17 protein-coding genes and 1 tRNA gene are annotated in these 18568 nt (G+C 45.4%); 4 read left to right on the top strand and 14 right to left on the bottom strand.

Annotation, left to right across the window (positions count from 1 at the left end):
• Window position 1 precedes the first annotated feature (1 nt).
• The 3 genes from tgt to ACHA99_RS15960 form a co-directional block, all read right to left on the bottom strand.
• Entirely contained in the window at window positions 2–1126 is a 1125-nt protein-coding gene (gene tgt, locus ACHA99_RS15970) for a tRNA guanosine(34) transglycosylase Tgt (RefSeq protein WP_006082277.1), read from the bottom strand.
• A gap of 161 nt (window positions 1127–1287) precedes the next feature.
• The gene (gene queA / locus ACHA99_RS15965) at window positions 1288–2325 is read right to left on the bottom strand and encodes a tRNA preQ1(34) S-adenosylmethionine ribosyltransferase-isomerase QueA (protein ID WP_393943793.1); all 1038 of its coding nucleotides are present in this window, start codon (window positions 2323–2325) and stop codon (window positions 1288–1290) included.
• Between the two features lie 62 nt (window positions 2326–2387).
• The gene (locus ACHA99_RS15960; RefSeq protein WP_105252070.1) at window positions 2388–2597 is read right to left on the bottom strand and encodes a hypothetical protein; all 210 of its coding nucleotides are present in this window, start codon (window positions 2595–2597) and stop codon (window positions 2388–2390) included.
• Between the two features lie 207 nt (window positions 2598–2804).
• Between ACHA99_RS15960 and ACHA99_RS15955 the strand changes: the two genes are divergently transcribed.
• Both ACHA99_RS15955 and ACHA99_RS15950 read left to right on the top strand, forming a co-directional pair.
• A complete protein-coding gene (locus ACHA99_RS15955; RefSeq protein WP_393943790.1) occupies window positions 2805–3443 on the top strand; it encodes an ACP phosphodiesterase in 639 nt (212 codons plus the stop codon).
• 59 nt (window positions 3444–3502) lie between these two features.
• The gene (locus ACHA99_RS15950) at window positions 3503–4174 is read left to right on the top strand and encodes an RluA family pseudouridine synthase (RefSeq protein ID WP_393943788.1); all 672 of its coding nucleotides are present in this window, start codon (window positions 3503–3505) and stop codon (window positions 4172–4174) included.
• A gap of 98 nt (window positions 4175–4272) precedes the next feature.
• Here ACHA99_RS15950 and ACHA99_RS15945 read toward each other — a convergent pair whose 3' ends face one another.
• From ACHA99_RS15945 to ACHA99_RS15935, 3 genes are all read right to left on the bottom strand, one after another.
• The gene (locus ACHA99_RS15945; protein WP_131523165.1) at window positions 4273–4713 is read right to left on the bottom strand and encodes a hypothetical protein; all 441 of its coding nucleotides are present in this window, start codon (window positions 4711–4713) and stop codon (window positions 4273–4275) included.
• Window positions 4714–5097: 384 nt separating this feature from the next.
• Window positions 5098–5565 carry a DUF3617 domain-containing protein gene (locus ACHA99_RS15940; RefSeq protein ID WP_131523164.1) on the bottom strand — a complete coding sequence of 156 codons (468 nt, stop codon included), beginning with the start codon at window positions 5563–5565 and terminating at the stop codon, window positions 5098–5100.
• 143 nt (window positions 5566–5708) lie between these two features.
• Window positions 5709–6125 (bottom strand): DUF4279 domain-containing protein, encoded by a 417-nt coding sequence (locus tag ACHA99_RS15935; protein ID WP_263207604.1) that lies wholly within the window; start codon window positions 6123–6125, stop codon window positions 5709–5711.
• 669 nt (window positions 6126–6794) lie between these two features.
• Here ACHA99_RS15935 and ACHA99_RS15930 point away from each other — a divergent pair.
• A complete protein-coding gene (locus ACHA99_RS15930; protein WP_393943785.1) occupies window positions 6795–8174 on the top strand; it encodes a Gfo/Idh/MocA family oxidoreductase in 1380 nt (459 codons plus the stop codon).
• Window positions 8175–8334: 160 nt separating this feature from the next.
• Here ACHA99_RS15930 and ACHA99_RS15925 read toward each other — a convergent pair whose 3' ends face one another.
• The 7 genes from ACHA99_RS15925 to ACHA99_RS15895 all read right to left on the bottom strand — a co-directional run bounded on the left by ACHA99_RS15925 (window position 8335) and on the right by ACHA99_RS15895 (window position 15540).
• Complete coding sequence (locus ACHA99_RS15925) at window positions 8335–8859, bottom strand: CIA30 family protein (protein ID WP_393943783.1); 525 nt, start codon at window positions 8857–8859, stop codon at window positions 8335–8337.
• Window positions 8860–8934: 75 nt separating this feature from the next.
• Window positions 8935–10161 (bottom strand): serine/threonine transporter SstT, encoded by a 1227-nt coding sequence (sstT, locus tag ACHA99_RS15920; RefSeq protein ID WP_113941009.1) that lies wholly within the window; start codon window positions 10159–10161, stop codon window positions 8935–8937.
• A 171-nt stretch (window positions 10162–10332) separates the two neighbouring features.
• Window positions 10333–11232 (bottom strand): chemotaxis protein CheV, encoded by a 900-nt coding sequence (locus ACHA99_RS15915; protein WP_028761082.1) that lies wholly within the window; start codon window positions 11230–11232, stop codon window positions 10333–10335.
• Between the two features lie 139 nt (window positions 11233–11371).
• The gene (locus ACHA99_RS15910; RefSeq protein ID WP_028761083.1) at window positions 11372–11842 is read right to left on the bottom strand and encodes a dual specificity protein phosphatase family protein; all 471 of its coding nucleotides are present in this window, start codon (window positions 11840–11842) and stop codon (window positions 11372–11374) included.
• Between the two features lie 72 nt (window positions 11843–11914).
• A complete protein-coding gene (locus ACHA99_RS15905; protein WP_393943780.1) occupies window positions 11915–13198 on the bottom strand; it encodes a DEAD/DEAH box helicase in 1284 nt (427 codons plus the stop codon).
• 47 nt (window positions 13199–13245) lie between these two features.
• Window positions 13246–13803 (bottom strand): methylated-DNA--[protein]-cysteine S-methyltransferase, encoded by a 558-nt coding sequence (locus ACHA99_RS15900; protein ID WP_393943778.1) that lies wholly within the window; start codon window positions 13801–13803, stop codon window positions 13246–13248.
• Window positions 13804–13848: 45 nt separating this feature from the next.
• Complete coding sequence (locus tag ACHA99_RS15895; protein WP_393943776.1) at window positions 13849–15540, bottom strand: Ada metal-binding domain-containing protein; 1692 nt, start codon at window positions 15538–15540, stop codon at window positions 13849–13851.
• A 435-nt stretch (window positions 15541–15975) separates the two neighbouring features.
• On the opposite strand from ACHA99_RS15895, the gene ACHA99_RS15890 reads away from it, so the two are divergent.
• Window positions 15976–17805, top strand: a complete 1830-nt coding sequence (locus ACHA99_RS15890) for an ABC transporter ATP-binding protein (RefSeq protein ID WP_113941006.1) — start codon at window positions 15976–15978, stop codon at window positions 17803–17805.
• A gap of 588 nt (window positions 17806–18393) precedes the next feature.
• Here ACHA99_RS15890 and ACHA99_RS15885 read toward each other — a convergent pair.
• A tRNA-Glu gene (locus tag ACHA99_RS15885) sits at window positions 18394–18469 on the bottom strand.
• Window positions 18470–18568 lie beyond the last annotated feature (99 nt).

Genomic DNA, 18568 nt, shown 5'->3' with positions numbered 1-18568 from the left:
ATCAATCGACTAACTCTGGTACTTCGCGACCTTGACTGGTATAGAAGTCCGCCACAAAGGCGTCTAATGTACCCGTCTCAATCGCACCGCGCAAACCTTCCATTAACATTTGATAGTATCTCAAGTTGTGAATGGTGTTTAAACGCGCACCCAGAATCTCATTACAACGATCTAAGTGGTAAAGATACGCCCGTGAATAATTTTTACAGGTATAACAATCACACTTAGTATCAAGTGGTGACGTGTCATCTCTATGACGCGCATTGCGTATTTTGATCACACCTTCACTCGTAAACAGATGACCGTTGCGGGCATTACGGGTTGGCATCACACAGTCAAACATGTCAACACCACGACGTACACCTTCAACTAAATCTTCTGGTTTACCGACCCCCATCAGATAGCGAGGTTTGTCTGCAGGAATTTGCGGGCAAATATGCTCAAGAATGCGATGCATATCTGCTTTAGGCTCACCTACGGCCAAACCACCGACGGCATAACCGTCGAAACCAATATCGACTAAGCCTTTTAAGCTTTCGTCGCGTAAATCTTCATATACACCGCCCTGAATAATACCGAAGAGTGAGTTAGGGTTCTCTAAACGGTCAAATTCATCACGCGAACGTCTCGCCCAACGCAAAGACATCTGCATTGACTTACGCGCTTCATCTTCGGTGGCAGGATACGGGGTACATTCGTCAAAAATCATCACCACATCACTGCCCAATGCATCTTGAATTTGCATTGATTTTTCAGGATCTAAGAAGATTTTTTCACCATTAATGGGCGAACGGAAATGCACACCTTCTTCGGTGATCTTACGGATATCGCCAAGACTAAACACTTGGAAACCGCCAGAGTCCGTTAAAATAGGACGCTGCCAGTTCATAAAGTCATGCAAGTCACCGTGCTTACGCATGATTTCTTCGCCTGGGCGCAACCATAAATGGAAAGTGTTACCGAGCAAAATATCCGCGCCAGTGGCACGTACTTCTTCCGGTGTCATGCCTTTCACTGTGCCGTAGGTTCCTACCGGCATAAAAGCGGGGGTTTCTACTGTGCCACGATCAAAAATTAACCGACCACGGCGCGCACGCCCGTCGGTAGTGTCTAATTCAAATTTCATAATTCACCTCGCCAGATAAACAGTCTGACTACATTTTTAATGGCTAATGCCATTTTGATTAACAATAGAGATGGAGACAGCCTTAAAAGGTTCAATCTTTTAACGAAAAAAATTGCCGCACAATCTCACTTTGGGCGGCTATTTTAAAACAAAATCTTGGTCTAGTGGGCTTTTTTCGTCACAAACATCGCATCGCCATAGCTAAAGAAGCGATATTTTTGCGTGATAGCATGTTGATACGCCGCCATAACATGATCAAAACCGGCAAAAGCACTCACTAACATGATCAAAGTTGATTCAGGTAGATGAAAATTTGTCACCATAGCATCGACCACTTGGAATTCATAACCTGGGTAAATAAAGATATCGGTATCGCCGCTAAAAGCTTTGAGTTCGCCAAGGCTTGCGCGTGCCGCACTTTCTAAGGAGCGCACTGACGTCGTCCCCACGGCCACCACACGTTTACCCGCAGCTTTGGTTTGCGCGATTAAATCAACCACATCCTGCGGTACATTCGCCCACTCAGAATGCATCTTGTGTTCAAGAATGGTATCGACACGCACTGGCTGAAATGTTCCCGCGCCCACATGCAAGGTCACAAACGCGACATTCACGCCCTTGGCTTTTAATGCATCGAGCATGGCATCGTCAAAATGTAAACCCGCCGTTGGCGCGGCAACTGCACCAGGGTTTTGGTTATACACAGTTTGATAGCGCTCTTTGTCGGCATCTTCATCGGGTCTATCGATATAAGGAGGCAAAGGCATGTGCCCTACTGCTTCAAGCACTTCTAAGATGGTTAACTCGGATAACAACTCAAGTTCAAACAAAGTATCGTGACGGGCGACCATCTTCATCTGATAGCCACCATCGAGATGGATTAACGAATCCACTTTAGGGGATTTAGAGCTGCGAACATGGGCGAGGATACGCTTATCATCAAGCATACGCTCGACTAAAATTTCTAACTTACCGCCACTGGCCTTTTGACCAAACATGCGCGCGGGGATCACTCGGGTATTGTTGAACACCATTAAATCGCCGGAATTAATCATCCCCAGCAGATCGGTAAACTGTTTGTCGCCTAACGCACCAGAGTTGCCGTCTAAGGTTAACAGACGGGATGCATTACGCTGCGTCATAGGATAACGAGCGATCAGCTCATCGGGGAGATCGAAAGAAAAGTCTGCAACGCGCATATTGGCCTCTAGATAGCTTAGAACGGCGGCTAGTCTATGGTTAGAGGCCAATAAGATCAAGATTACTTATTGCCAGTGTCCACTTCTTGCTCGGGTTCCACTGGATTGATGCCATCTTGGGGCTGATTGTCATCGGCATCGAATTTTAGCCGCGAGCGACTAAAGTCATCCATGCTGAAACGGTGTTGTTCAAAGGGGATTTCTATTAGCACTTTTTTGCGCTTCTGCTGCTCGTCTTTACCAAGCATTTTGGTGAACCAGTTCCACATCATCCATGATCCTAAAAAAGGTTATTGATATTATTTCACTTTCCCTTATCGATTACTATGTCAACGTTTAAGTCAGCCATAATTATTCACGGCGAATCAAATGTCATTATCAATAAAAAGTGAAAAAATACTGCATTTTTAGCTTCGGCGCTTTCCTAAGCGCGCTTGTGCATGATACCGTGAACCGACGTGGTTAACCAAGCACAAATAATGAACTTTCTTACACACTTACATCTCGCCGACATCAGTAAAACCCACCTTGCTGCCAACGTAGCAGGTAACTATATTCAAGCGCCAATTGCGCAAGCCCCAATGGAGTTACGCCAAGCTTTATGGCTAAACCAAGAGATTAATACCCTCTGCGCCAGCCATGAATTGACGATTGAATTAATGGAAGCTTTCCCTGCGCCCTTAAGAAGCATAGCAGCAGAACTCATGGCGGTGAGTTTCGATCACTATTTAGCTTACTATTGGGAAGAATATCACCACCAACCCTTGGATGAATTCAGCAGCAAGGCCTATGACGCGTTAGATTCTTTCGCCACGCAAGGCGTTGCTCCATACCATCCAGAGGCATTATTTACACTCTTGCCCACAATGCGCAGCGCCGATTGGCTAGGCAGCTACACCACCGAAAAAGGATTACAACAAGCCTTAGCACAGGTGGCCAAACAGCATCCGCAAGCCGCACTGTTTAAAGATGCCCATAAAGTCGTCAATAAAATGCAGATAGAAATCGAAACCGCGTTCCGCACTTTTTATCCGCAGCTGATGGCTTATACCCGTATTTGGAGCCGTAAGACACCTGCAGAATATTTGCCCTCCCCCTCTAAGAATAAGCAAGCATGAGATTATGCTGTGTGCCTGCGTAAATTTTGCTAGTATGGCCGCGCAAAAATGAGGACAAGATGCAGATATTTGATTACCAGCCCCCAGCAGTTCCTTGGCTAGACATACGCTATAAAGATAGAGATCTGATTATCATCAATAAACCTTCGGGATTATTATCTAATCCGGGTCGAGCGGCTCACACCTTCGATTGCGCGTTAACCCGCTTACAAGCCCTTTATCCAGAAACGATTTTAGTGCATAGGCTCGACTGCGCGACCTCGGGCATTATGGTGTTCGCCCGTAATAAAAAAGCGGAGTCGCATTTAAAAACACAGTTTCAAGATAGACAGAGTAAGAAAGTCTATATTGCCGAAGTGATGGGACATGTGCCGCTGGAACAGGGCATGATTGACCTCGCGATTGCGCCAGACACTGAGCATCCACCCTATCAAAAGACACTGCAAGCAGGGGAGACTGGCGGTAAAAGCGCCCTCACCCACTATCGAGTTTTAGAGCGCCGAGAAAATAGTACCTTAATCGAGCTTTCGCCAGAAACCGGCCGTACTCATCAATTGCGTGTGCATATGCTCGCCCTAGGCCATGCAATTTTAGGCGATGAATTTTACGGTGATGCCGAGGTTATCAAGGCCAAACCGCGTTTATGTTTACATGCACAAAGCTTAAGTTTGACCCATCCCTATTCGGGTAAACCGCTGTTTTTTAGCAGCAAACATCCATTTACTGAATAACTTAAGCCACTCGCTACAATTCCATAAAAGCAAAAGGTCGCGACTTAGCTCTTAGCTATCGTGCGACCTTAGTTATTTACTGATTCGACTGTCGTCGTTTAAGCGACGCGGATACCTTGACCAAAATCGACATCAGCCGCTAATTTTTCTGCTTGGAAATAACAGCCCTGCTCATTACAAAATTGTAATTGCTGCGACGACGTCACGATAAAGAATTCACCGAAAAAATTACCGCCAACATCCTCTAGCTTATGGCCCTCAGGAGTTTGCGTCATATAGACTTCATCTAAACTATGGCAGCCGTCGCTAAACCAAGTTTCTAAAAAATATTTATCGTCTTCTTTATAGAGGGTAATTTTGTCCCCCAATAAAGGACGCCCATCTAACCAACGACCTATAATTTCACGATTTTGCATATCTGTCTCCCGCCAATGAAGGCGACGGCGTTTTTCAATCCCAGACATCCTGATATCCTTATGCAATACCCAATCACCTAAAGTGAATGTCAGTTGTGGTAGTACATTAAGCATAGAACCCATTTAACTCTTTACTCCCCACAGCAGCAAATTACTTCAAATCGCCCGTCAAATGTAACTTTTTGGTTAATTTAAATTTGCTAAATATTTAAAATATAAAAGATAAATACCTTTGACTAATTAATCGGCAGTGTAGCTCAATCTAAAAATAAAAACGCGATCTTTATCACTATTTACTTATCGCTAAAGTAAAGGCAGCTAAAAGACTTATCTAGCGAGCTGAATAAAAACACCGCGCTGTATAGACGTCGATAAAATGAGAACGGCAGCCAAACAGACCAACTGGCAATGTCAGCAAAAGTCCAATAAATCCCCTCTATATTACTAACTGCCCTCATAACATCCTTGCTAACCGTTATGCGTCAAGTTGAAGAGTTTGTATGGCACTTAGTCACAAGCGCCAATATATTTTCCATTGCCAACGAGTTTCGACTTGATTTTCATTGACTCTTCAGAGGTTGTCACTTCAAGCTTAGAAGTGAACGTTTTCCCATTGAAACGCATTTCACCCACTGTTTTAGATGCACCATCAGGGCTAGTGCATGATGTTTCAAACACCATCTTGTTAGCACTGATCCAATTGCTGTTGGTTTGGCATTCTTCGCCTTCATTTTCTTCAGGCTCTAAATCAAATGCAGAGGCGATGTCATTTATGCATTCAGCTTCCGTGTAATCAGGCCTTTTGGCCATGCTCCGCATCATTTTCTCCATTTCAGGAGGTGCGTCTATTTCTACTATTTCGGATTTCCAAGTGGTTTCCCATAAACCCGGTTTGAAGTCATAGTTTTCAGCGTGAAGATGAGTTGATGCCACTATGAGTCCAGTTAACATCACTTTAGTAATTAGGTGGGTCATTTATTATTCCTTTAATTAATGAAAAACAAGTAAGGTTTTAGTGCCTAGCGCCCAAATTTAGCACGCAAAGTCGTGCTGCGGGTTGAAGTCGCAGCCAGCAATTTTGCTGGCTTTAACATTTGTTTTTAGGGGCGACAACCATCTTAATCGTCCGACCCACTATAAACATCTAAACTTAAAACAATTCTACGTTGACCAAGTGCCAGCATGATTTCAGGTGACAAGCTCAAACCATCATTCCAGTTGCCCATAAACAAGCCGCAGAACATGTCAACTTTGTAGCTTTGGTAAAGCTTTTCCCATATCGCTAAGTCACTTGTTAGCTGGGATAAAATTGCTTCAATCTGCGCGTTTAGGTCTTCTGGCTCTCTCTTTTTAGCCTGAAAATGCCAGCTGCCCGTTTTGGCAATTCGCACTTTTCCACTGGTTTTGCTGACATCTTCATCACCTTTCTTTTTACTTTTAGTTGCTGTACCACCAAGTAAATTTGATACGTCTTCAGGTATCAAATCATCCCCGAAGATCCGAAGAGTGGCTTGTGAATATTCAAATGCACCCATAAAAGGCCCTAATGCTGAGCTAAAAAGCGCCAATGCAGCGTAGCGTTGGCGTCCATAGCAAAATAAAAACGCACACACTTAACTATCTGTATTAACTAGAAGTTATCAGCTTTCTACCGCTTTTCATATACAAGAATCCATCGGAAAGACACGCATGCGCGTTTTCCAGACCAATTATCCTAAAACGGTAACCTGTAAGTGTTTAATTTTAAATATTTTTAGATTTAGATGTTTGAGATAACACGCACGTGTATTGACAGAAAGCACTCACAAACAAGCAATTTAGATACAATTGTATCTCTTCCAGTTTCTACGACTCTTGTTGAAGAGTTAAGCACAAGGGGGCTGTAGCGTTATTTCTACAAATCTAGAACTCAATCCTTTGGTATGAATATGCTCCATATATTGCCCACTTTCGTTTTTTAGTTTGGTTTGATCATATTGATGAACTCGCAACAAAAATAACTCAAGAAATTGTTTTTTTTAAATTTTTACATAACCCCGTAACGTACGCATTTCATATATCAAATGGACTTATAGGAGCTTGTTACATCTTTTATTGCCAATTTTAATAGGGTTTCTGATATAACCCATAAGTGAATTACCGCACAAATAAGACCAAGTGATATTTCAATATCTCTACAAAACAAAAATAAAGCAGGAAGCGCTATGCATAACATTCATCGTCGTCATTTTCTTAAGGCAGCGGGTGCCGCTACCGCCGGACTCGTCACAGCCAATATTGCCCTCAACGCCTACGCCAGTAGTGTCGCCCCTAAACCGCAAGCGGGTAAATCCGTTATCGGACTCATAGCACCCAAGATGGACGTGGTTCGAGTTGGCTTTATCGGTGTTGGCGAGCGTGGCTTTAGCCATGTCGAGCAATTCTGTCATTTAGAAGGCGTTGAACTTAAAGCTATTTGTGATACTCACCCAGCGGTGCTGGACAGAGCCGTGGATCATATCGTTAAACAGAATCGGCCAAAACCGACTGTCTATACTGGTAATGACCTGAGCTATCGCGATCTCTTAAGCCGCGATGATATTGATATTGTGATCATTTCTACTCCATGGGAATGGCACGCACCTATGGCGATAGAGACGATGGAAAGCGGTAAACATGCCTTTGTCGAAGTACCGTTAGCACTCACAGTAGAGGAATGCTGGCAAATTGTGGATACCGCCGAACGCACTCAGAAAAACTGCATGATGATGGAAAACGTCAACTACGGCCGTGAAGAACTTATGGTACTCAACATGGTGCGCCAAGGCGTGTTTGGTGAGTTGCTCCACGGTGAAGCCGCTTATATCCACGAGCTACGTTGGCAGATGAAGGAAATAGACCATAAGACGGGCTCATGGCGGACTTATTGGCATACCAAGCGCAACGGTAACTTGTACCCGACCCACGGTTTAGGACCAGTTTCCCAGTATATGAACATCAACCGCGGTGATAGATTTGATTATCTAACCTCGATGAGTTCGCCCGCTCTTGGCCGTGCGCTCTATGCTAAACGTGAATTCCCCGCCGATCATGAGCGTAATCAGCTCAAGTACATCAATGGGGATATCAATACCAGTCTGATTAAGACCGTTAAGGGCCGGACCATCATGGTGCAGCATGACACGACGAGCCCAAGACCTTACAGTCGCCACAATTTAATCCAAGGGACAAATGGCGTGTTTGCGGGTTTCCCGAATCGTATCGCCGTCGAAAATGGTGGCTTTGGTCAGAGTTACCACGAGTGGGATATGGACATGCAAAAGTGGTATGACAAATATGATCACCCTCTATGGCAACGTATAGGCAAAGAAGCTGAGATTAACGGCGGCCACGGCGGCATGGATTTTGTGATGTTATGGCGCATGATTTATTGCCTGCGCAATGGCGAGGCCTTAGATCAGGATGTGTACGATGGCGCGTCTTGGTCGGTGGTGAATATCTTAAGTGAACATTCAGTCAATGACCGCAGTAACTCAGTCACCTTCCCTGATTTTACCCGCGGCGCGTGGCAAACCGCCAAGCCATTAGGTATTGTCGGCGCTTAAGCAGCAGCTTTCGCCAAACTCATTATAATGGGTTCACCATAAGGATAAGTGCCTCGGCCTTATCCTTTTTCTTTTCTTAAATGAAGCCTAGAGAGGCCCGCACCATCAATAGCAAGTAATTAGGGGCAAAAAACTCATGATAAGAAACCAACTATAAACGCTAATAGTAGCCAATCTCTTTGATTTTCAAAGAAAAATCACCACTCTGCTGGGCACCAATCACTAACCCTAGACTGCAGACTTGGCTTAAATCTATTGCCACTCGGGAAATCGGTTTACCCCGACATTGGGGCAAGAAGTCACTGAAGGGAATTTCTATCCGCTGCCAATTCAAGACTCTAGCGCCACTCACACCAAACGTTTGATGGCTTGGCGCGGGCATAGGCGCTTGATAAACCGTGCTTTGGGGTGTGTCGACGTCCTTTAAATTCACTTTATAGTCTTTAGGTCGGTCGCCATCGAGTTCGACATAGATCCCAGTAAACCCACTGACATCTATAGGGTTAAACTCACAACGCACTGAAGCAAACCCGCCGCCATTTGCCAGCGACACATGGCCACTAAACTCACCATAGCCTAAAGGTGACACCGTCATCTTACTGCGGGATAAACCGCCCATCACAGTGTCATTTATCCCATACCAGGGCTTTGCGGCATCTAGCACTCTAAAATCAAAAAAGATCATAACGACTCCCATAAAAAAAGCAGCCACCTAAGTGACTGCTTCCATAATACTTTTCAATACGAATAACAGCACTCGTTAACTCAGTTTAGCTTTATTCTCAGCGGCTTCACAAGCAGCAGCGGTAAAGATAACGTCAGTAGAGCTGTTCAATGCGGTTTCGGCTGCATCTTGAACCACACCAATAATAAAGCCGACAGCGACTACTTGCATGGCGACATCATTAGAAATACCAAACAAGCTACAAGCCAGTGGGATCAACAGTAATGAACCACCCGCCACACCCGAGGCGCCGCAAGCCGAAATAGCGGCTACAACGCTCAATAACAATGCGGTGAGTAAATCGACTTGAATCCCCAAGGTATGCGCCGCAGCTAAGGTCAATACCGTAATAGTGATCGCCGCGCCGCCCATATTAATGGTGGCACCTAAGGGAATAGAGACTGAGTAAGTGTCTTCATGCAGATTTAATTTTTCACACAGCGCCATATTCACCGGAATATTCGCCGCACTCGAGCGGGTAAAAAATGCCGTCACGCCACTTTCACGCAAACAACGAAATACCAACGGATAGGGATTACGTTTAATCTTCACGTAAACAATTAAAGGATTAACGATTAACGCAATAATGGCCATCGCACCTAATAACACAGCCAATAACTGCGCATAACCCGCAATTGCGGCAAAACCGGTTTCAGCAAACGTCGCAGCAACTAAACCAAAAATACCAATAGGTGCTAAACGAATAATGAAATGCACCATTTGCGAAATGCCGTGGCTCATGTCGGCAAATACTTGCTTAGTAGAATCGCTAGCATGATGTAAGGCTAAACCTAAACCCACACCCCAAGCAAGAATACCAATATAGTTGCCCGTCATTAACGCATTCACTGGATTATCAACCAGTTTAAATAATAAGGTATGGATCACTTCACCAATACCTTGTGGAGGACTTGTACCTTCCACACCAGCAACCAAAACTAAAGTCGTGGGGAAAATAGAGCTTAAAATCACAGCAGTTAACGCCGCGGCAAAGGTACCCAATAAATACAGGATCACAATTGGGCGCATATTGGTTTGCGTATTTTTCTTTTGATTGGCAATCGACGATGCTACTAAGATAAATACCAGTATTGGAGCAATCGCTTTTAATGCTCCAACGAATAAACTGCCTAAGAAGGCGATATCTTTTGCGCTATCGGGTGAAAAACTCGCTAACACCACACCAGCGATAATCCCTAATAAGATTTGTAATACGAGACTGCCATTAGCCAACTTAGCTAATAATGATGATTCTTGTTTCATGGTTTAACCTGTCGTTATTATATTTCGGTTGAGATCCCCAACGCGCACCTTCGGAAATGAGGCCAATAAGGTTTTTATAGGATGTGACTAGACTTGTCTAGTTTTGCGGGGAAATAAGCTAACTAAATTACCCTTGTCCCGCAAAAAGCATACAAAAAACTAACAAGCGCCTTATTGGCGCTGCTTCATGGCTAAATCGGCACCACGCAACATGGCATCAATCAACTCGTGAGCATCGAACTTAGTCAGCGCTTCATTTGCCCCCACTTGGTGGGCCTGACTCACGCTTATTTCGCTGGATAAAGACGTGTGTAAAATGATGTAGGCCTTGGCAGTCAGTGGATTATCACGCACCTCAAATGCCAGTTCGTAACCATCTAGTCCCGGCATCTCGATATCACTCACCAGAATATCTATGGGATGATGCTCTAGTGCCGCTTGTTCCATCATGACTAAGGCTTCTTTACCGTCGGCGGTCACTCGATAAGGGATGTTGATCATATCAAGGGCATCGGATAACTGCTTACGTGCCACCTTAGAATCATCCACTAACAGGATATTCATGGGTTTGAGTTTCTCACGCTGCACATCGGTCAAGATTGCCCGATTTGCCTGTGGGTTATTCGGGAAAATTTTCGACAGCAATAACTCAACATCGAGCAATTGTACTAACTGGTCCTCAAAACGAGTCACGCCAGTCAAGTAAGCATTCTTGCCCAAATTGGCAGAAGGTGCCTCAATATCGCGCCAATTACATTCGATAATCTTATCGATACCACGCACTAAAAAGCCAATGATCATCCGCTGACAGTCAGTGATGATGATGTAGCATTTTTCGCGCTCTTCAGGGGCTATCGGCCGATAGCCAATCGCAGCCGCCATATCGATGATAGGAATCGTATGGCCACGAATCGTTGAAGCGCCAAGAATCGTCGGATGAGATTGGGGAATTTTGCTTAGCTGTGTGTACGGCACCAGCTCACGCACTTTCAACGTGCCTAAGGCAAACACTTGAGTCTGTGATAACCGAAACAGTAGTAATCCCTGTGACTGACTTGCCTTACTTTTCATAATTAGATAAATAACTCACTAAAAACAACCTTCGGATAGCTTAACCTTAACACAGTAAAATTTTGATGACTAAGGTCAAACGAATGAAACTATTATTACCTATTTATTAATAGGTTCGATGCCAATCGCCGACAAGTGCTTAGTCTTGTAATGCGTACAAGACATCAAAGGCGAATTGATCCCAACCTTCGGCAGTAAAAGCGATATCGCGAATATTACGAACTTGGCTCACCGCATGTAATGGCGCTGCACCATTGACCATCAAGTAATAGGCCATGATAAGACTGGTGCGATCCTTGCCAGAGCGACAATGGATCACTACAGGCAGCTCATCAGCTTCACATTGCTGAATAAAGGCGAGTGCCTTGGGCAACTGAGCGACACAAATCGCCACATCCCCATCTTGAGGCGGCACATTGCGCGAAAAGGGAATACATTCGTAACGTAAATCAAGCTGCTTAAACGCACTCGGCTCGCATCCTTCGCCCCCATTGACCGACAGAATGGCACCAATACCGGCCTCTTTGAGCGCTTGTAAATCCCAAGGATCTTTATTAGGGCCACTGCGCCCTGCGACTTTACCTTCAACTAACCAGAATAAGTGTTGCATAAACCTTACCTACGACAAGTGAGATGACAAGGAACGCCAGAGATAAGCTAAGAATAGCTTGTTTCCAACGACTTAAGATTTTTTACCCCAAAATTCAGCATTGGCAGCCGGTAACTGTTTACGTTTTTTTTTACCCATACCTTCAGGCTTGGCGACAGGTTTAGCTTGTTCTAACAGTTCGGCGGGCATTTCATCATCGGCTTCAAAACCGACAATTTGCTCACGCACTAACTTAAGCTTGTTCTTTTTCTCTATCACGCCAAAGTGGTGATAATCCTCATGGGAAATCAAGGTCACGGCCAAGCCTGCTTCACCGGCGCGGCCACTACGGCCAATACGATGCATATAATCTGCAGGGCTTCGTGGTAAATCAAAGTTGATCACCACAGGCAGTTTATCGATATCGATACCTCGGGCGGCAATATCGGTCGCAATTAACACACTGATCTCACCATTTTTAAAGCCATCGAGCACCCGCGTACGCGCACCTTGGGCTTTATCGCCATGGAACACTTCGGCTGTGATCCCACGTTTAGACAGCTTTTGCGCTAAGTGATTACAAGTATTTTTAGCACTCACGAAGATCAACGCCTGTGACCACTGATGTTCTTTAATCAGATGCGCCAATAATGCGGTTTTCATCGGACGATTAACCGTAATCACCCGTTGATGAATCGTGCTTTCTTGCTCACTTTGCAATTGATATTCAAGTGGATTATTAAGCAGTTTTGCCGTTAACTCACGGACTTCTTCAGGGAATGTCGCAGAGAATAATAAGGTTTGTTTCTTGACGGGCAAAGCGTCGAGCACTTGAGCTAATTCTTCAGTAAAACCAAGGCTTAACATGCGGTCAGCTTCATCTAGCACTAAGGCGCTAACGCGGTTAAGTTTGATGGCATTACTGGACAACAGATCTAACAAACGACCCGGCGTTGCTACTAGGACGTCGGCACCAGAGCGTAGACTCTGCATTTGCGCATTCACCGACACACCGCCAAACGCAGCGACAATTTTTAGCTTGCCATTGAGATGTGAGGCATAGGATAAAAAGCTGTCAGCGACTTGTTGTGCTAATTCACGTGTTGGGACTAAGACCAAACAACGAACATAAGCGCCTGTCTTATCCTCTGTTTTTGCGTCAACAAGTTGTTGCAACAGCGGCACGGCAAAGGCTGCCGTTTTACCCGAGCCCGTATTAGCACCGGCTAACACATCGCGCCCCGCGAGCACAGCGGGGATCGTCGCCGCCTGTACTGGTGTAGGCGAAACATACGCTAATTCGGTTAATCGATTTAGCAAAGGTGCAATAATGCCGAGTTGGGCAAAGCTTGCCGCAGAGGAAGAAGCCTGAGTCATAGAAAGTTTAACTGCTCACCAATATCTTAATAGGCGGCTATTCTAGCTTAAATATCGAGGCAATGCTTGGCAGTTTCCAGCGTTAATAACTGCTGTTTCATCGCAAGCCCATAGGCGTAACCCGTTAACTTGCCATTTTTGCCTATCACTCTATGGCAAGGCACGATAATCGCAATGGGATTGGCACCATTGGCAGCGCCCACGGCGCGCACCGCCTTAGGCCGACCAATTTGCTCGGCAATCTGCCCATAGCTGCAGCTCTGGCCATAATCTACATTGATCAAAGCTTGCCAAACTTCACGCTGAAATTCAGTGCCTTTAGGTGCGAGCTTTACATTAAATTCAATCAGTTCACCTGCAAAATAACGCGCGAGCTGCACTTGAGTTTCACTAATATGCGCCTTAGCTTGATTGAGGACATCCTCACTCACCTTAGCAAGCGCAATCTCAGTGCGATCCGAGCCGACAACCGTTAAATGACTCAGCCCATAGGCATTGGCATTTAACTGCAATATTCCGGCAGGACTCATAAAAGTATCTACGGCACAGGGCTGATACGCAGTAATACTCGGCGCTTGGCTCAATTGACGAATCGCATGTTTCATAATTTATCTCTCTATTTATGTCTTCAACTTAGATCGTTTTAGTCGCTATTGATGCCAAAGCTGAAAAGTTAAATAACTGCCCCAAGGCGCGATGTCTTGACTCAGTTGCTGGCACAGCTGCGGGTAGTTGACTGCACCCGCAGCGGCTTCTTCTAGCCTATGGGTCTTGCCATACAAAGCAAGCAAATGCTTTTTAACAATCAAATCGGTATGCAAAAACACATTGGGATCGCCCAAACCGCGAAGCTTAGCATACGCGATTGTCCAAGGACCTATGCCCTTAACGCTGAGCCAATCATCGACACTCGCCTCAGGATGATCACAGATAAACGCCGCGAGCGCATTGAGGGCTAACTTACGAGCGCCGGGCATTTTTAGCTCAGTTAGACTCGCCTCACGAATGGCCTCGGGTGTAGGAAATAAACGATACTCGCAACCATTGAGACTAAAGCGCTCACCATAGGCTTCAACCAATTGATTAAGTAGCTTAGTCGCCTGCACTACCGTCACTTGCTGGCCTAAAATCGCACGGCAGGTCGCCTCAAATAAGGAGCCTGCACCGGGAATGCGTAATCCCGAAAACGGTGTTAATCCTAAACTTGGTAGCGCACTTAAGCCTTGTTCAATCAACAGCATATCCGCATCGAGATCTAAAATGCGTCGCACTTCAGTGACCAGCAATTGCAGCTCATCGACAGGAGAGTCTTCGGTCAACATTATCGCGAGTTTGAAGCGATTTAGCTTAGGCTCATGGATAATGTGCACTGTGCCACGCATCTTACCTAGGGCAAAACAACGACCATATTCGAGCCCATTATCGCCAGCTTTGGCCTCATCTACCACGGTCGCCTCATCACCAATGACATCGCTCGCTTGTGGATGACTCATCTGCGGCGTGAACCATTCCATCCCTGTTACCGCACGTAATCGATAAAACGCCAACTGTGATGTCCAATCCAATGGCGGACGATAATACTGATACAAGGTTAATCCATAGTGCGGCACAAATTCACCCATAGTATCAATCTCATCTAATCCTGTTGATGGCTCAATCATGGACTCCTTTGCCGCTTTGGTTAATGCACTCTTTCTTAACTGCGTCGGCGTCAATTGCAAGGTTTGCTTAAACGCCTCATTGAAACGGCGAATACTGTTGAAACCCGCCGCCATCGCGACTTGAGTGATAGGTAATTGGGTTTGGTGCAATAATTGTTTAGCAAACAGTAATTGCCGATATAAGGCATATTGTTTTGGCGAAGTGCCAAAGCCTTCGGTAAAGAGCTTATTGAGATAACGACTGCTGATCCCTAATCGGTCAGCCAATTGTGTTACTGTCGAAGCTGGCTCTCCCGATGATTTTCCCGCTAAGGCGCCCGCTTCGATTAAGCTAATGGCCCTCGCTAACGTTGTGCCAGTCCCCTTCCAAGGATTCGATCCCGGCGCACTGTCGGGCCGACAACGTAAACATGGGCGTAATCCCGCCTGCGCGGCTTTAATGGCCGAATCAAAATAACGCACATTTTGCTCTTTTGGTGCCACAGCAGGACACACAGTTCGGCAATAAATGCCCGTCGTTAATACGCCCACAAAAAACTTACCATCAAACCGCGGATCGCGGCTCATCCTCGCTTCACGGCAAATGGACGCAGAAAGTTGCCCCGAACTGGACTCCAGCGAATGCACCGAATCTATTTCATCACGCTTATTTGCACTCTCAGACGCTCTATCTGTACTCATTTTTCATCACGCCCGACAATATTCGCTCACAATTAATTTCTTGTTCATTACTTTACGTAAAACTAGCATGTAGCACTAGCGGAAAACGGAACTCAATCATTTCAATGCTTTTAGGGCATGAAATCTTATATACCCAAGCTACCTGAAGATACGAGTTTCAGAGCGTCTAGGGTGCTTCAATTCAAGGCGCATCAATGACAGAATGTCGGCCACCTTTTGAATTGGTGCGACACGGAAGTGGAGTGCCCTAGACGCTCCGTCCCGGCGGGTTTTAACGCACTTTATGCCGTGTTGGTTATTTTTAACTTAGTCCACTAGGTCTGCAAATAACCGCCTTGCCTAAAGTGCGTTAAATTCCCGCTGAATCCTGCATCTTCAGGTTGTTTGGGTATATGCTAGAGCCGACTATTTTTTATCTCACCATAGAGTTAATTCATGTTTAAACGATTTGAATCCTGGGTTGAAGCCCTACCCGATGATGAACCCACTAAACCACCCACAGGGGTTTATGCTTTTTGTCGCCACTACACTAAGGGCTACGAACTGCCGCTGATCTTAATGTCAGTGCTGACCGCCATGCTGGCCATGCTTGAAGTGTCACTGTTCGGGTTCATGGGCCAATTAGTTGATTGGCTTGTGAAAAAAAATCCCGAAACGTTATTCCAAGACGAAGGCACGACCTTAATGCTGATGGGAGGTATGGTGATAATTGTGATGCCAATATTGGTATTACTGCATGCGCTTATCATGCATCAAACCTTGCTCGGCAATTATCCTATGTCGATCCGCTGGCTTGCACACCGTTATTTGCTAAAACAGAGTGTATCGTTTTATCAAGATGATTTTGCTGGCCGAATTGCCACAAAAGTGATGCAAACATCCTTAGCCGTGCGCGAAACTGTGATGAAATTGCTCGATGTGTTGGTATACATTTTAGTGTATTTCACCTCTATGCTAGTGATGATCGCCAGCGCTGATCTGCGCTTAGTCATACCTATGCTCGTCTGGCTTGCACTGTATGTTGGTCTGCAATGGTACTTTGTGCCTAGACTAAAAAGTGTCTCTACCGAGCAAGCCGATGCGCGCTCAACCATGACAGGCCGTATCGTCGACAGCTATACCAACATCACCACAGTGAAGCTATTCGCCCACACACAGAAAGAAGCCGAATACGCCAAATCCAGTATGCGGATATTTTTAGACACGGTTTATCGCCAAATGCGCTTAGTGACGGGCATCAGCGTCAGTGTGCAAATCATCAACTATCTGTTGGCCTTTAGTATTGCAGCAGTATCGATAGCCCTATGGACCGATAGCGCAATCACGGTCGGCGCCATCGCCATTGCGGTCAGTTTAGCACTGCGCTTAAACGGCATGTCACAGTGGATAATGTGGGAAATCAGTTCATTATTCGAAAATATCGGCACGGTTACCGATGGAATGAACACCTTATCGAAAACAACGATCATCCAAGATGAGCCAAACGCCAAGGCGCTGGTCGTCAATCATGGCAAGATTGATTTCAACCAAGTGTGTTTCCATTACGGTGAGCAGACTGGCGTGATTGAAGATCTGAATTTGAATATTAAAGCAGGTGAAAAAGTTGGCTTAGTGGGGCGTTCTGGCGCGGGTAAATCGACCCTAGTGAATCTACTAATGCGATTCTACGATGTTGAAAAAGGTCAGATTAATATCGATGATCAAGACATCAAGATGGTTATGCAAGATTCACTGCGTTCGCAAATTGGCATGGTGACCCAAGATACCTCCCTCTTGCACCGCACCATCCGCGAGAATATTCTTTACGGCAATCCCAGTGCCAGTGAAGAGCAACTTGATCGCGCGATTAAACAAGCTCAAGCCTATGACTTTATTCAGGAACTCAGTGATCCTAATGGTAATCATGGCTTAGATGCTCAAGTGGGTGAACGCGGCGTAAAACTCTCTGGTGGCCAAAGACAGCGTATCGCCATCGCGCGAGTTTTATTGAAAAATGCGCCGATTTTGCTGCTTGATGAAGCCACTTCAGCGCTGGATTCTGAAGTCGAAGCCGCCATTCAAGAAAGTTTATATGAGTTAATGCAAGGCAAGACAGTGATTGCAATTGCTCATCGACTTTCGACCATTGCAGCAATGGACAGGCTAATAGTGTTAGATCAAGGCCGAGTCGTTGAGCAAGGCACGCACCATGAACTCATCGCCGCAGGCGGTATTTATGCTCAATTATGGGCCCACCAAACCGGTGGATTCTTAGGTGTAGACTAAGCTAAAGGTTAGATGACGAAAGGCGACACTCAGCAGTGAGTGTCGCCTTTATTTATCTCAAATAAGTTTCCGCCTAATTCTGCCCTCTTCCCACAAAGCTTCACTCTTACACTCGCCCGCATATTCACCGCAACGATACGCTATTCAGCTATTACAATAGCTACCGTAAGAACGGTTCACTTCAAATTGCGCTCGTTGAACGATTGGAAACAAGAGATAAACCACGCTTAACGGCTCAACTTATCAGCATTGAGAGTAGCTGCATTCAAAGTGCCAACACACTGAACAATCCGAAAGGTGAGTTTTAGCTATGGATTAGCGCAAAGTTAAGCAAGAAAACGCTTCAATAATCTTTATCACACGATTGAACAGAATGACTCCACCACAGGAAGTAAGCCTCTCGAAGCATTATTTATCTTAATGTGGATAGTTTGAATTGGTGGGTAAATTCGGCAAATAACTCGGGGCGTATGACTCGTAAATGAATCGGGGAGATCTCGATTTAATATTCAAAATTCAGACACAAAAAAACCACCTTGAGGTGGTTTATTGTCTTTAACCAAAGTTTCGATAAACCTTGATTAAAATTGGTATCCCCTAGGGGATTCGAACCCCTGTTACCGCCGTGAAAGGGCGGTGTCCTAGGCCTCTAGACGAAGGGGACCCGGACTTATGATTTTACTCGTAACCGAGCTTTGTAACACATTCACTTCAGTAGGCTAGGAAGCAAATGCCTTGTTCTTACCAAACAACACGTTAGTTA

Source organism: Shewanella sp. S23-S33, from assembly GCF_043359565.1.
Classification (GTDB): Bacteria; Pseudomonadota; Gammaproteobacteria; order Enterobacterales; family Shewanellaceae; genus Shewanella; species Shewanella oncorhynchi.
The sequence above is the reverse complement of the archived record's forward strand: the minus strand, read 5'-3'. Positions and strand labels throughout refer to the sequence as shown.